General features: G+C 52.6%; 13 protein-coding genes and 7 tRNA genes. 1 reads left to right on the top strand and 19 read right to left on the bottom strand.

Annotated elements, in window-relative coordinates; genetic code table 11:
• Positions 1-134: 134 nt before the first annotated feature.
• The 10 genes from hisH to hprK form a co-directional block, all read right to left on the bottom strand.
• Complete coding sequence (hisH, locus tag RJP21_RS00110) at positions 135-761, bottom strand: imidazole glycerol phosphate synthase subunit HisH (protein ID WP_310857570.1); 627 nt, start codon at positions 759-761, stop codon at positions 135-137.
• Complete coding sequence (gene hisB, locus RJP21_RS00105; RefSeq protein WP_310857569.1) at positions 762-1,370, bottom strand: imidazoleglycerol-phosphate dehydratase HisB; 609 nt, start codon at positions 1,368-1,370, stop codon at positions 762-764.
• Entirely contained in the window at positions 1,360-2,667 is a 1,308-nt protein-coding gene (gene hisD / locus RJP21_RS00100) for a histidinol dehydrogenase (RefSeq protein WP_160039761.1), read from the bottom strand. The genes hisB and hisD overlap by 11 nt, the downstream gene beginning before the upstream one ends.
• Positions 2,668-2,719: 52 nt before the next feature.
• Positions 2,720-3,352, bottom strand: coding sequence for an ATP phosphoribosyltransferase (gene hisG, locus RJP21_RS00095; protein ID WP_310857568.1), 633 nt, complete (start codon positions 3,350-3,352; stop codon positions 2,720-2,722).
• A gap of 53 nt (positions 3,353-3,405) precedes the next feature.
• Positions 3,406-4,572 carry an ATP phosphoribosyltransferase regulatory subunit gene (locus RJP21_RS00090; RefSeq protein ID WP_310857567.1) on the bottom strand — a complete coding sequence of 389 codons (1,167 nt, stop codon included), beginning with the start codon at positions 4,570-4,572 and terminating at the stop codon, positions 3,406-3,408.
• A 293-nt stretch (positions 4,573-4,865) separates the two neighbouring features.
• Positions 4,866-6,056, bottom strand: a complete 1,191-nt coding sequence (locus RJP21_RS00085) for an acyltransferase (protein ID WP_310857566.1) — start codon at positions 6,054-6,056, stop codon at positions 4,866-4,868.
• A gap of 350 nt (positions 6,057-6,406) precedes the next feature.
• Positions 6,407-6,946 carry an acyltransferase gene (locus tag RJP21_RS00080; RefSeq protein WP_310857565.1) on the bottom strand — a complete coding sequence of 180 codons (540 nt, stop codon included), beginning with the start codon at positions 6,944-6,946 and terminating at the stop codon, positions 6,407-6,409.
• Positions 6,947-6,952: 6 nt separating this feature from the next.
• Positions 6,953-7,594 carry a pyrophosphatase PpaX gene (gene ppaX / locus RJP21_RS00075; RefSeq protein ID WP_310857564.1) on the bottom strand — a complete coding sequence of 214 codons (642 nt, stop codon included), beginning with the start codon at positions 7,592-7,594 and terminating at the stop codon, positions 6,953-6,955.
• A 7-nt stretch (positions 7,595-7,601) separates the two neighbouring features.
• The gene (gene lgt / locus RJP21_RS00070) at positions 7,602-8,639 is read right to left on the bottom strand and encodes a prolipoprotein diacylglyceryl transferase (protein WP_310857563.1); all 1,038 of its coding nucleotides are present in this window, start codon (positions 8,637-8,639) and stop codon (positions 7,602-7,604) included.
• Between the two features lie 12 nt (positions 8,640-8,651).
• Positions 8,652-9,590, bottom strand: coding sequence for an HPr(Ser) kinase/phosphatase (gene hprK, locus RJP21_RS00065; protein WP_160039767.1), 939 nt, complete (start codon positions 9,588-9,590; stop codon positions 8,652-8,654).
• A 102-nt stretch (positions 9,591-9,692) separates the two neighbouring features.
• Between hprK and RJP21_RS00060 the strand changes: the two genes are divergently transcribed.
• Positions 9,693-9,830, top strand: a complete 138-nt coding sequence (locus tag RJP21_RS00060; RefSeq protein ID WP_310857562.1) for a hypothetical protein — start codon at positions 9,693-9,695, stop codon at positions 9,828-9,830.
• Here RJP21_RS00060 and RJP21_RS00055 read toward each other — a convergent pair.
• The 9 genes from RJP21_RS00055 to RJP21_RS00015 all read right to left on the bottom strand — a co-directional run bounded on the left by RJP21_RS00055 (position 9,827) and on the right by RJP21_RS00015 (position 13,058).
• Positions 9,827-10,951: an ABC transporter ATP-binding protein gene (locus tag RJP21_RS00055; protein ID WP_160039769.1), complete on the bottom strand. Its 1,125-nt coding sequence runs from the start codon at positions 10,949-10,951 to the stop codon at positions 9,827-9,829. The genes RJP21_RS00060 and RJP21_RS00055 overlap by 4 nt on opposite strands.
• 104 nt (positions 10,952-11,055) lie before the next feature.
• Entirely contained in the window at positions 11,056-12,216 is a 1,161-nt protein-coding gene (locus tag RJP21_RS00050) for a PucR family transcriptional regulator (RefSeq protein ID WP_310857561.1), read from the bottom strand.
• Between the two features lie 193 nt (positions 12,217-12,409).
• Positions 12,410-12,482: transfer RNA gene (locus RJP21_RS00045), tRNA-Lys, on the bottom strand.
• A gap of 7 nt (positions 12,483-12,489) precedes the next feature.
• Positions 12,490-12,575: transfer RNA gene (locus tag RJP21_RS00040), tRNA-Tyr, on the bottom strand.
• Between the two features lie 8 nt (positions 12,576-12,583).
• Positions 12,584-12,656 (bottom strand) — tRNA-Phe (locus tag RJP21_RS00035).
• A 70-nt stretch (positions 12,657-12,726) separates the two neighbouring features.
• Positions 12,727-12,803 (bottom strand) — tRNA-Asp (locus RJP21_RS00030).
• A 12-nt stretch (positions 12,804-12,815) separates the two neighbouring features.
• Positions 12,816-12,891: transfer RNA gene (locus RJP21_RS00025), tRNA-Thr, on the bottom strand.
• A 5-nt stretch (positions 12,892-12,896) separates the two neighbouring features.
• Positions 12,897-12,972 (bottom strand) — tRNA-Val (locus RJP21_RS00020).
• Between the two features lie 9 nt (positions 12,973-12,981).
• Positions 12,982-13,058 (bottom strand) — tRNA-Met (locus tag RJP21_RS00015).
• Positions 13,059-13,088: the final 30 nt, after the last annotated feature.

Genomic DNA, 13,088 nt, shown 5'->3' with positions numbered 1-13,088 from the left:
CCGCTTTCCCTTTTTCGTGAAACGCCTGAATCACCCATGATTTAAGGTTTTGGTCAAGATCCGGACATCAAGCCTGCCGTTCTCCCCCGCAATCGATGCCGACGAAACGGCACGCCCCCGTGCTGTGCGCCACCTTAGTTCCGAACGCCCGCGCCGCAAAGCGAAAGGAAACGTCCCAGCAGCTCCATGCCGAGCTCCCCGCTTTTTTCCGGATGGAACTGCATGCCGTACACGCTGCCGCGGCCGACGATGGCCGTTACCGGCTGTCCGTAATCCGTCACCGCCAACAGATCCGTCTTTACCTCCGGAAGAACATGATACGAATGCACGAAATAGACATGCCCTTCCGCAAGCCCCGCCAGCAGCGGGTTATTCTTCTGGAGAAACTCCAGCCGGTTCCATCCCATATGCGGCACTTTATAGTTCCCTTCCGCAAAACGGATGACCCGGCCAGGCAAAAGGCCGAGCCCTTCATGACGGCCATGCTCTTCGCTGCTGCTGAACAGCAGCTGCATGCCGAGGCAAATCCCGAGCAGCGGTTTGCCTGCGGCAGCCGCCTCCTTCATGACGCCGTCAAGTCCGCTATCCCGCAAATGCTCCATCGCGTCGCCGAACGCGCCCACGCCGGGCAAAATGATGCCGTCCGCATCCATGATGGCTGCGCGGTCGCCAGTCACAAGCGCCTCGGCGCCGAGACGTTCCACGGCTTTGCTCACGCTGTGCAGATTGCCCATGCCGTAATCCACGATCGCGATCGCCACTTACAGCACTCCTTTCGTGGATGGAACCCCTGTCACGCGCGGATCAATGCCCGTGGCTTCATCCAACGCGCGGCCAAGCGCCTTAAACACCGCTTCGATCATGTGGTGCGTGTTTTGCCCGTAATGCACGATCACATGGAGCGTTATACGCGCTTCCAGCGCAAGCTTCCACAAAAACTCATGCACAAGCTCCGTCGAAAAGCTGCCGACCTGCGAAGAAGGATATTCCGCACGGTATTCGAAATGCGGCCGGTTGCTGATGTCGATCACGACCTGGGCAAGCGCTTCGTCCATCGGCACGAAGACGCTGGCATAACGCTTGAGGCCTTTTTTGTCGCCGAGCGCCTCACGAAGTGTCTGGCCGAGGCAAATGCCGATGTCCTCTACCGTATGATGATCGTCGATCTCAATGTCCCCGCGCGCCTGCACTTTCAAGTCGAATTGTCCGTGCTTGGCGAACAGGTCCAGCATATGGTTCAAAAACGGCACATCCGTTTCCAGCTCCGATACGCCCGTGCCGTCGACGGAAAATGCCAGCTTGATGTCCGTTTCGTTCGTTTTGCGGCTGATGCTTGCGCTTCTTTCGCCGTTTGCCTGATTAAATTCCATGGTTTTCTCCTGCCTTTCCTTCCCGTTTTAACCGGACCTCGATAGCCCGGGCATGCGCCTCCAGCCCTTCGCCGCGCGCCAGCTCCATAATCGCCGCCCCGTTCGCAAGCAGGGCTTCCTTGCTGTAGTAAATCATGCTCGATTTCTTGATAAAATCGTCCACGTCCACCGGCGAGGAAAATCTCGCGGTGCCGTTCGTCGGAATGATGTGGTTCGGACCCGCGAAGTAATCCCCGACAGGCTCCGAGCTGTAAGCGCCGAGGAAAATGGCCCCTGCATTTTCGATCAGGCCGACATGCGCCATCGGATCCGCGACCATCAGCTCCAAATGCTCCGGCGCCAAACGGTTTACGACCGATATTCCCTCCTGCAGCGACCTGGTCACGATGATCGCCCCGTATTGTTCCACCGATGCCGCCGCAATGGCCCGTCTCGGCAACAGCTCGAGCTGGCGCCCGACTTCGGCGGCAACAAGGTCGGCCAGCTTGCGGGACGGCGTCACGAGAATGGCCGACGCCATCTCGTCGTGCTCCGCCTGCGATAGCAGGTCGGCCGCCACAAACTCGGGATCCGCCGACTCGTCGGCAAGCACGACGATCTCGCTCGGCCCGGCAATGCTGTCGATATCGACGGCGCCGTATACCTCTCGTTTCGCCAGCGCTACGTAGATGTTGCCCGGGCCGCATATTTTATCGACCGGGGCGATCGTTTCCGTGCCGTAAGCGAGTGCCGCGATGGCCTGCGCGCCGCCGACGCGGTAGATTTCGTGAACGCCCGCTTCCGCGGCCGCCACCAGAATGTACGGATTAATCCCTTCTTCTCCGCCGGTCGAAGGCGGCGTGACCATCACGATTTCGGGAACGCCCGCAACCTGCGCCGGGATGACATTCATCAGCACCGAAGAAGGGTACGCCGCCTTCCCACCCGGAACGTATACGCCGACGCGCTTCAGCGGCCGGATGATTTGCCCCAGAATGCTGCCGTCGGGCTGAAGATCCATCCACGAATTGCGTTTCTCCCGCATATGGAATTCACGGATGTTTCGGGCGGCAGCCGAGATGGCTTGAACAAAAGAATCATCGACCTGTTCGTACGCCGCATCCAGCTCGGCTTGAGTCACCCGCAGCATGCCCGCGGTAAGCTCCGCATGATCCAGCTCTTTCGTATAGCGAAGCAGCGCTGCGTCCCCTCCGGTTTTGACGTCATGAACGATCTTCTTTACGGTTTCGTTTTGCTCCGGCGTTCCGTAATCGACTTCCCTGCGCAGATCGAATTGTTCAACAGACACCACTTTCATTTCCCATCTCTCCTCGCTCTCGTCATCCGTGTAGTCCTGCCTGAAGGCAGCTTTATGCTTCAGAGGCAATCGCCTTTTGCAGACGGTCGCATAACGATTGAATTTGCGCATTTTTCATCCGGTAGCTTACCCGGTTGGCGATCAGGCGGCTGGTGATGTCAAAAATCCGGCTCATTTCGACCAGCCCGTTTTCTTTCAGCGTCTGCCCGGTCTCCACCATATCCACGATGCGGTCGGCAAGACCGATCAGCGGCGCAAGTTCGATGGAACCGTTCAGCTTGATGACTTCGACCTGCTGCCCCTGCTCGCGAAAATATTGGGATGCCACGTTCGGATATTTCGTTGCTACCCGCTGCTGTATCCCCGGCTGCCAGTTCGGCAGTCCGATGACCGACATGCGGCATTTGGCGATGCCTAAATCCAGCAGCTCGTATACGTCCCTGTTTTCTTCCATCAAGACGTCTTTGCCGACGATGCCGATATCCGCCGCGCCGTATTCCACGTATGTCGGCACATCCACCGGTTTGGCCAAAATGAATTCCATGCCGAGCTCCGGCAAATCGATGACCAGCTTACGGGTTTCATCCACCTCCGCCTCGATCGGCAAACCGGCTTTGCGGAACAGCTCCGCCGCTTTTTTGTATATCCGTCCTTTCGGCATCGCTACCTTTAATGTCTCAGCCAACATTCTCCCTCCTTTTTGGTTGTTTTCACCGTTCGGTTCATATTCGTTTCTCTTTACGAGAAGGTCTCCACTGCGGCATAAAGCTTTTCGTTTCCCGTCCGATTTTCGTTCCCGTCCTGGATCAGCTGCGTCACAACCGCCCGGCTCTGCTTTCTGAGCTCTCCCGCACGCGCGAGACCCCGATGGCGATTTGCCGCTGTATACCTGATAAGTATGGGCTGCTGCGCTTCTTCCACGCTGCCGTGTACGCCGTCGAGAATCCGGTTGGTCTTGAGCGCAAAGCCGGTTGCCGGCACATCCCTTCCGAACTGGCGCAGCAAATTGTCGTACCTTCCTCCGCTGCACACCGGAAAACCGATTTCGGCCGCATAACCTTCAAACGTCATGCCCGTATAATAAGAAAAATCGCCGATCATCGTCAGATCGATCAGAACATGCTCGGATACGCCGTAGGCCTCCAATACCTCCCACACCTTGCACAGATGGCTGATCGAGGTCCGCGCAAGCTCATGCTCACTCAGCGCCAACGCCTCATCGCAAATTTCCTTTCCGCCGCGCAGGCGCAGGATGGCCTCGAGCTTTTCCCGCTGCGAATCGGACATGGACAACTCCCGGATCGCTTGACGGAAGCCGACGTAATTGCGGTCAAGCAAATGCTGCTTAAGCGTCTGCTGCGCCTGATCTTCGCCGGCCAGCACCTCCTCGAACAGCCCATTCAGAAAGCCGACGTGGCCCATGGCGATCCTAAAGGTAGAGACCCCCGCCGCTTTGAGCGATTCGATCGCCAGCGCCACCACTTCGGCATCCGCCTCCGGCGAATCGTCTCCGACCAGCTCCACCCCGGTTTGGAAAAACTCGGCTTCGCGTCCCGCCTCCTCCTCAAACGCCCGAAACACGTTGGCATGATACGACAGGCGGATCGGCAGCGGCTCTTCTTTCAGCAGGGAAGAAACCACCCGCGCAATGGGAGAAGTCATATCCGAACGGAGCACCAGCGTCGTGCCGCGGTTGTTCAGCAGCTTGAACAGCTTCTGGTCGGACGTCGAGCTGGCCACGCCCACGGTATCGTAAAATTCCATCGTCGGCGTCATGATCTGCCGATATCCCCAGCGGCTCATGCAGTCGAGCACATTGCGCTCGATCGTGCGCAGCTTATCCACGGCATACGGCAAGTAGTCGCGAACACCGACCGGTTTTTCAAAACCTTTTGGTTTCGTCACGAAGGTTCACCTCAATAATTTCAGGTTATTTATGTTTAATTTCTTCATTACGTTAAAGTGCTACCATACTACCAAATTAAAGAATAATGGATATATTAACATGAAATGTCGTTTCCGTCAACGATGCCCGACCGGATATTCCCGGTTTACAAACCTTTTTAGATTCCACTTGCTGTTACCGACATTTTACCAATCAATTACCCCGCTTGTCAGGCATATAAAAACCGCCCGGCATAACCGGACGGCTTCATCATTACATCATTACATCATTACATCATTACATCATTACATCATTACATATTGAGTTTGACGGTTTGGTCTTCCATTTGTTTTTGCGGACGTTTCGGCGCCGTTCCGAAGAAAATCCAGGACCAGCTCACGTAACGGAAGGCAATATAGACGACCAGCCACGACACCCCCAGGGCGATGATCCATCCTCCCGCAATCCGCGCGGCATATTCCAGCGTGCCTCCATGGGCAGGAATTTTGCGGTACAAAAACAACAGCGCCGGATGCAGCAGGAAAATGCCGAATGAGCATGCTCCCATAGACGTCAATGCTCCGCTGAGCCATCTCCAGCCATGCCGGTAAATCAAATAGGAGACCTGCATCAGCACGATGCAAGACAACAAGCAATGCACGTCCCACACGAGCTCATACCATAAAGTGTTGATTTTGATGCCTAGATAATAGAGATTCACATTCAGGATCCCCACGGCAAGCCAGGCCGCCCAGATCACAATCCAGACGATGCCTTTTCCGCTTTTGAAGCCCCCCCAGGTCATTATCAGCCATTCTTTCAGCTGCGAATAGTGGGCTGCAATCAACGCGCCGAATAAATAGAAGGACATATAGGAAAACGCGATACTTCCTTTGGGAAGCGGCAGTTTGATGCCTTGCCCATAGACTCCGGCTTGAGGCATATGAAAACCGTATTTATTCAGATAGGTATACAGCCATTGAATGGCAAAACCGATCAACGCCACCCACGGCAAAATGGACCGTTGTTTTTGGAACCACCATAGAAAAAGCGGAAACAATATGTACAGCTGCAGCATGATGATCACATAATACAGATGGGTGTGGGCGGTCCCTTTTAACAACTGGAGGCCAAAATCATGCCCGAGCTGCGTAAGTGGAAGGCCAAGCTTTCCCTTGGCGTACGTATTCAGAATAAAATAGCAAAATGAGACTAAAATATACGGGACTAATATGTATAGCAATCGTTTGGTATAAAAAGTTTTCAGCATCGATTTATTCAGCGGCTTGTCCAAATAATTGTAAAATAACACGAACCCGCTCAAAAAAATAAAGACAGGCACGGCGAATTTGCTGAAAGTATTGATGAACAAAAACGGATAATAGGACGAGGTTCCTTTCGTCGTCACCAGCGTCGTGGATGTAGCATGAATAAACAATACGGCCATGATGGCAAAAGAGCGGAAAATGTCCAGCTCCATAATGCGTTCTTTTTTCTTTAACATGCAAACTCTCCCGTATTCATTGATTTCCCCTGCGCGTTACGGTCTAGTTGTCTCTAGCGAACTCCCCAAAAAAATCCTCTCTATCTAAAAATACTATACTTTCTACCAAATGCGCCAGAAAAAAAGAAAATACGACGATACTGTAACCATTGCGTAAAAAGTCCGGATATCTAAAAACCGTCATCTATCATGCCTTTTAATAGAACCAAGGCAGCATATAACGAGAAGAAAAACGTCTTCTGACGTACTTTCATGAAACTTCTTGTATCACAAAAAACACCCAAAGCTGCTGAGGATGCTCTAGCTTGCTTTGGATGTTTTGAGTCTTTACCATGAATCAAGGTACACGCTTATCCGTCCGGCCACCGCGATCCCACCGCTACCGGCTCGTCCTCTGCGTCGATGTCGCTGCTGCGTTTTAAATCCCGAAGCGGATTGCCGCCGACGAACGCCCCCGGAGCCACATCCTTATGTACGACGGCCCCGGCCGCAACGACCGCCCTGTCCCCGATCGTCACGCCCGGAAGAATGGTGGTGTTCGCCCCGATGAGGACATGATCCCCGATCACAACTTCTCCGAGCCGGTATTCGTCAATCAAATATTCATGCGCCAAAATGGTAGAGTTATAGCCGATAATCGAGTTTTTGCCGATGCGGATCTTTTCGGGAAAAAACACGTCGACCATCACCATCAGCCCAAACGCCGTGTGCTCGCCGACCTGCATGCCGATCAGATGCCGGTAAATCCAGTTTTTGAGCGGAAGGATCGGGCAGTACCGCGCCGCCTGAATGCAGATGAAATTTTTGACCCCTTTCCAGGGGCTGACGGTCTTGTAGATTTGCCAAAGCGCGTTTGGCCCTTCCACCGGATACCGCGTCACTTTTCTCACAATGCTCTACTCCTGTTCTACCAGCGAAAATAGATCATGCATGTCCTTCAGTATGTAATCCGGCTTATACTCCAACAGCGTTTTTTCGCCTTTTAAGGACCAAGCCACTCCCGCCGCCAATACGCCCGCGGCTTTAGCCGACTGGATGTCCATCGGACTGTCTCCGACCATCAACGTGCGGGCAGGATCCGAACCCAGCAGCTGGACCGCCTTCAGCACAGGCTCGGGATGCGGTTTCGGATGCTCGACGTCGTTCAGCGTAATTACCGCGTCCATATATTTTTGCAGGCCGAACATGTCCAAGACCCGGATCGTTCCGGGTTTATTTTTCGTCGTTACAACGCCCAGGCGTATTCCTTTCCCATGAAGCCCACGCACGACTTCCTCCACATGGGGAAAAAGCTCTACCATCGCGTCATGATGCTCATCGTTGTAGCTCCGGTACGTCTTGTGGAGCGCCGTAATATCCCCGAGGCCGGAAAAATGATGAAGCTGCTGTTCCAGCGTAGCCCCCATTTTCGGAATCATTTCTTCCCGCGTCAGCGGCGCAAGCCCGTGCTTTTCCAACACATGCATAAATGAGCTGATAATCAATTCGTTCGTGTCCACGATCGTTCCGTCCAAATCGAACAATACGGTGTCTATCATGCTGCAATTACTCCTTTTTGTCCTCCGTGTTCTCTTCCGATTGATTGTCTTTTACGGCTTCTGCAGGCGGTTCGTCGCGTTCTGCGCCGGTTTCCTCACCCGCTGCATCAGGAACATGGTCATGGGATGCTTTGGTGGAATAAATCGGATCCAGGTAACGAACCTCCGCTTTGCCCGTTGCACGACGCACGATAATAATGATGACGGCCGCAACAACGATGAAAATGGCCAGCAGCTGCGAGATCCTTACGTTGCCGTAAGCAGGATCCAGCGCTCCATGCTCGAAACCGAACCATTCCATCGGCTTCCACAGCCCGTTTACAAACGACGCCAGCCAGTTCGGCCCGATAAAGGCCAGCGAGTCGGTACGAAGCCCCTCGATAAAAAAGCGTCCGATCGAATACCAGATGAAATAACTCAAAAACAGCTCGGCAGCCCGCAAAAATCTTTGGCGGCGGAGAACGAATAAAATAATAATGCCCACGAGGCTCCATAACGATTCATACAAAAATGTCGGGTGATGGTATACGCCCTGCACATTCATTTGGTCCACGATAAAGTTCGGAAGGTGGAGCCGATCCCGCAGAAACGATTCCTCGACCGGTCCGCCGTAGGCTTCCTGGTTGACGTAGTTGCCCCAGCGCCCGATCATTTGCCCCGTCAACAACGCGGGAGCGCAAATGTCCGCAATCCGCCAGAAATTATAACCTCTGTACCGGAAATAGATGACCGCGCAAATGATGGCGCCGATCAGGGCACCGTAAATGGCGATCCCGCCGTTCCATATTTTGAAGACATCGACCAGATGATCCTTATAATCATCCCATTTAAACGCGACAAAATAAATCCGCGCGCCGATAATGGCCGAAGGCACGCCAAGCAGCAGCAAATCCATAAAAAATTCCGGCTGAATGCCGAACCTTTTGCCTTCGCGGATGGCAATCAGAAGCCCTGCCAGCGCACCGAAGCCTAATATTAGGCCGTACCAGTGGACGGACAAGGAACCAATCGAAAAAGCGATTGGATTGAGCAGCAATGTGGCCATATTTTCACTCTCCTAATCCATATCTTCCATGTCTTCCGCAATCGTTGCGGTCAGCTTGTTCGTGAATTGCAGGGCCGCGTTCAGACCCATCTGCTTCAGGCGATAGTTCATCGCCGCGACCTCGATGATGACGGCCAGGTTTCGGCCAGGGCGAACCGGAATCGTCACGAGCGGAATATCGGTATCCAGAATCCGTGTCGTTTCTTCATCCAGGCCAAGGCGGTCGTACTGCTTATCCTGCTGCCAAGCTTCCAGTTTCACGACAAGCGTAATGCGTTTATTGTTGCGGATGGCTCCGGCGCCAAACAGCGTCATGACATTAATGATGCCGACGCCGCGGATTTCCAACAGGTGACGGATGAGCTCAGGAGCCGTGCCGTGCAATTGGCTGTCCGACGTTTGGCGGATTTCGACCGCATCGTCGGCGATCAGCCGGTGGCCCCTTTTGACAAGCTCCAGCGCCGTTTCGCTTTTTCCGATGCCGCTGCTGCCCGTGATCAGCATCCCCACGCCGTACACGTCGCACAATACGCCGTGAATGGTCGTCGTCGGCGCAAGCCTTCTTTCCAAAAATCCCGTAATGCGGCTGGATAAAATGGTCGTCGCCATGCTGCTCCGCAGTACGGGAACATGTTTTTCCTGGCTCATTTGAACAAGCTCTTCCGGCACGTCGAGTCCCCTCGTAACCACGATGCAGGGAGTGACTTCACCGCACAGGCGCTCCATGCGATCTTTCCGTTCTTCCGGCTTAAGCATGCTAAAAAAGGCCAGCTCCGTTCTTCCGAGCAGCTGAACCCGTTCTTGCGGATGATACTCAAAATAACCGGCCATTTCCAGGCCCGGACGATTCAAGTCATCGGTTGTTATGACCCGTTTTAATCCTTGCTCACCGGATATCACTTCCAGCTGAAATTGCTGTACCAATTCTGCTACTTTCACTTTTTTGGCCATGTCAGATCTTCCTTTCTGTCCGATTGGCTCAGAATTCAGCCCCTTTGCTGTTCTTGGGCGATTCCAACGAATCTAATGTACTCATCGTATCGGAAATTTCCAATGAATGCAATGCCGGCCAACTGGAGCGGAACCGGGCAGCCGCTGCCGGTGAGCCAACGTGTCTTTTACCGTTTTAACCAATATAAAAAGCCGCCCATATGGGCGGCCTTTCGGTTTCAGGCATACCGCCTGGATTAGTCCGTCAACAATACGTTCAATTCAGTTTCTTTGTCGAAGATATGAATTTTGTTCATATCTACGGCAAGACGAACGCTGCTTCCTTCGCGAGTGTTGGAACGTCCGTCGACGCGGGCGATTACCGTGTCGCTGCCAACGCCGCTCAGGTAGAGGAGCATTTCGTGACCCAGGTTTTCCGTAACATCTACATGGGAAGTAAAGATCGTGTTTGGAGAAGCTTCCATGAATACAGGCTCTTCGTGGATATCTTCCGGACGAACGCCCATAACAACCTCTTTACCGATATAACCTTTGCTTTTCAGAAGCTGAGCTTTTCCGCCCGGAACTTCAACGTCCAGACCTTCGGCGCGGAAACGTACGGCTCCATTGGATTCGCTCAGTGTACCGTTGATGAAGTTCATCGTAGGGGAACCGATGAATCCGGCAACGAACAGGTTTTGAGGGCTGTTGTACAGTACTTCCGGAGAAGCAGCCTGTTGAATGATGCCGTCTTGCATAACGACGATACGGTCACCCATGGTCATGGCTTCTGTTTGGTCGTGCGTTACGTAGATACATGTGGTTTCAAGACGTTTAACCAGTTTCGTGATTTCCGCGCGCATCTGACCGCGAAGTTTAGCGTCCAAGTTGGAAAGCGGTTCGTCCATAAGGAAGACTTGCGGATCACGCACGATCGCGCGGCCCAAGGCAACACGTTGACGCTGACCGCCGGAGAGAGCCTTCGGTTTGCGATCAAGCAAATGCTCGATGTCGAGGATTTTTGCTGCTTCACGTACACGTTTGTCAATTTCGTCTTTCTTCACTTTACGCAGCTTCAGGCCAAATGCCATGTTTTGATATACGTTCATGTGAGGATACAAAGCGTAAGATTGGAATACCATCGCGATATCGCGGTCTTTAGGAGCGACGTCGTTCACGACGCGGTCGCCGATGTAAAGCTTTCCTTCCGAAATCTCTTCCAAACCGGCGATCATACGAAGGGTAGTGGATTTACCGCAACCGGAAGGTCCTACCAGTACCAAAAACTCCTTGTCCTGAATATCAAGGCTGATATCCTTAACCGTCGCTTTGTCGGAACCCGGATATTTTTTGAAAATATGCTCTAAACGTACACCTGCCATGAGATTTGCCCCCTTAAGTGTATATTATGAAATCGAATACATTTTTATAGTATTATAATAACCTAACCCCTACAGACTGGCTATACACAAACTGCACAAAAAACCTATTTTCTTTTCGTTACTTTATACAATAACATCGTCAGCTTCACCAACACCGCGTCTCCGAAGCTTCTGACGTCCAGTCCGGTCTCTTGTTTGATCTTATCCAGACGGTATAAAAGCGTATTCCGGTGAATATATAACCGTTTGGCCGTCTCGCTGACGTTGCAATCAAGCTGAAAAAAGGTTTCGAGCGTCGATAACGTTTCGTTGTCGGAAAACAACACCCCGTAATCCCCCGCCTGCTCCAAAAACAGCCTGCGTTGATCCAGAGGGATGCTGTATATAAGCCTCTCCAGCAGCAGCTCCCACGGGAAATGGACATGCTTCGCGACATGGAACGTCCGCCCTAAAAATATCGTCTCCCTGAGAAGACTCACCGTAGAAGGCAAAGTCTTGGCCGGCATAAAGGAAGGCGTCACGGACAAATGGAAGGTCCCGACCCATTCGTTTGCGATCAATTCGTACAGCCCCAGGCAAAAAGCCGAAAGCATGTCCGTCTCGGATTCGGCGTTTTCTTCGTCTTTATCCTCTCCGGCGCCAATGACCAGCTCCTTTTTCGCCAAAATCAGCCATTCATGGCTGCGAAGAGGCACAAGCACCACTTCCCCGTCAAAATAGCTTTTCAGCAGCTTCTTCAGCTGCATCCGATGAACCTCGACGGCATGAACGCTTTCTGATGTCAAGAGAAACGGGATCATTTCGCCGCTCAAACGGCGTTTGATTTCCAAGTCATCCGGAATATCGCTATCGCCGCGTTCCTGGTCCAGCTGTTCCATCAGCCATGCGCTGAATCGAAGAACCTCCCGTTCTTCTTCGGCTTGAACCGCGGTAGGTTCATCGTTTTGCGGTCTGACTTGGGATACAAGCAGCTCAATGAGCTGCATTGCTTCGCGGCTAATTTCGTGCATGGGAGCCTCTAATACATGAATATGCCCGTTTTTTGCATAAAGAGGATACCAAACGCTTTCATCCACGACGACGGAATCCCTTAGCTTGCGCTTTCGTCCGCTGCCTGTTGTATGTCCCTTGGATGTTGTACCCTGATCCTGATGTTCGGTTTGATCGAATACGATCTCTGATTGCTGCTTGGTCAACTGCTTGATGCGCAAAGGCGCCCCGACGATTTGCTCCAACTTGGTACGTAATGTTTCCATCTCCACCATCGATGTCTCCACCACTTTGCCATTTTTGTTTCTTATTTTATCATATTGCGGAGCAAATTCCGAAAAACGGGTTCGTTTGAAAGGAATAGCTTTTGGGGGATTTCAACACGGAGCTGATCGGCTAGCGTTTTTTCTAAAAAACATTTGCGAAAAACAAAAAGACCACCAACCGAAACGGTTAATGGTCTTTGGATGAGCCATGAAGGACTCGAACCTTCGACACCCTGATTAAAAGTCAGGTGCTCTACCAACTGAGCTAATGGCTCATAAAACTGGTGGAGGCTGATGGATTCGAACCACCGAACTCGTACGAGAACAGATTTACAGTCTGCTGCGTTTGGCCACTTCGCTAAGCCTCCATATAAGGTGGCTCGGGACGGAATCGAACCGCCGACACGAGGATTTTCAGTCCTCTGCTCTACCGACTGAGCTACCGAGCCTTACAAACAAAATAAAGTGGTTGATATTCATCTTCCCACTTTCCTTTGTGGAAATCCGTATGAAATTGAATGGCGGAACCGACGGGATTCGAACCCGCGATCTCCTGCGTGACAGGCAGGCATGTTAGGCCTCTACACCACGGTTCCGCATTATTCAGATGGTGCCGGCGAGAGGACTTGAACCCCCAACCTACTGATTACAAGTCAGTTGCTCTACCAATTGAGCTACACCGGCATACATGGTGGAGACTGAGGGGATCGAACCCCCGACCCTCTGCTTGTAAGGCAGATGCTCTCCCAGCTGAGCTAAGTCTCCAAATATGTATGGTAGCGGCGGAGGGGATCGAACCCCCGACCTCACGGGTATGAACCGTACGCTCTAGCCAGCTGAGCTACGCCGCCATATTTATCATATCGCTTCTGTAATATACA

The organism is Paenibacillus sp. VCA1 (assembly GCF_031583795.1).
GTDB lineage: Bacteria > Bacillota > Bacilli > Paenibacillales > Paenibacillaceae > Paenibacillus_AQ > Paenibacillus_AQ albilobatus.
The sequence above is the reverse complement of the archived record's forward strand: the minus strand, read 5'-3'. Positions and strand labels throughout refer to the sequence as shown.

Bases quoted from the DNA above. Each gene is read 5' to 3' on its own strand.
- RJP21_RS00060 (WP_310857562.1), top strand. From the start codon at position 9,693: ATGAATGCAATGCCGGCCAACTGGAGCGGAACCGGGCAGCCGCTGCCG.
- RJP21_RS00055 (WP_160039769.1), bottom strand. From the start codon at position 10,951: ATGGCAGGTGTACGTTTAGAGCATATTTTCAAAAAATATCCGGGTTCC.
- hisD (WP_160039761.1), bottom strand. From the start codon at position 2,667: ATGAAAGTGGTGTCTGTTGAACAATTCGATCTGCGCAGGGAAGTCGAT.
- RJP21_RS00085 (WP_310857566.1), bottom strand. From the start codon at position 6,056: ATGTTAAAGAAAAAAGAACGCATTATGGAGCTGGACATTTTCCGCTCT.
- hisB (WP_310857569.1), bottom strand. From the start codon at position 1,370: ATGGAATTTAATCAGGCAAACGGCGAAAGAAGCGCAAGCATCAGCCGC.
- hprK (WP_160039767.1), bottom strand. From the start codon at position 9,590: ATGGCCAAAAAAGTGAAAGTAGCAGAATTGGTACAGCAATTTCAGCTG.
- lgt (WP_310857563.1), bottom strand. From the start codon at position 8,639: ATGGCCACATTGCTGCTCAATCCAATCGCTTTTTCGATTGGTTCCTTG.
- ppaX (WP_310857564.1), bottom strand. From the start codon at position 7,594: ATGATAGACACCGTATTGTTCGATTTGGACGGAACGATCGTGGACACG.
- RJP21_RS00050 (WP_310857561.1), bottom strand. From the start codon at position 12,216: ATGGTGGAGATGGAAACATTACGTACCAAGTTGGAGCAAATCGTCGGG.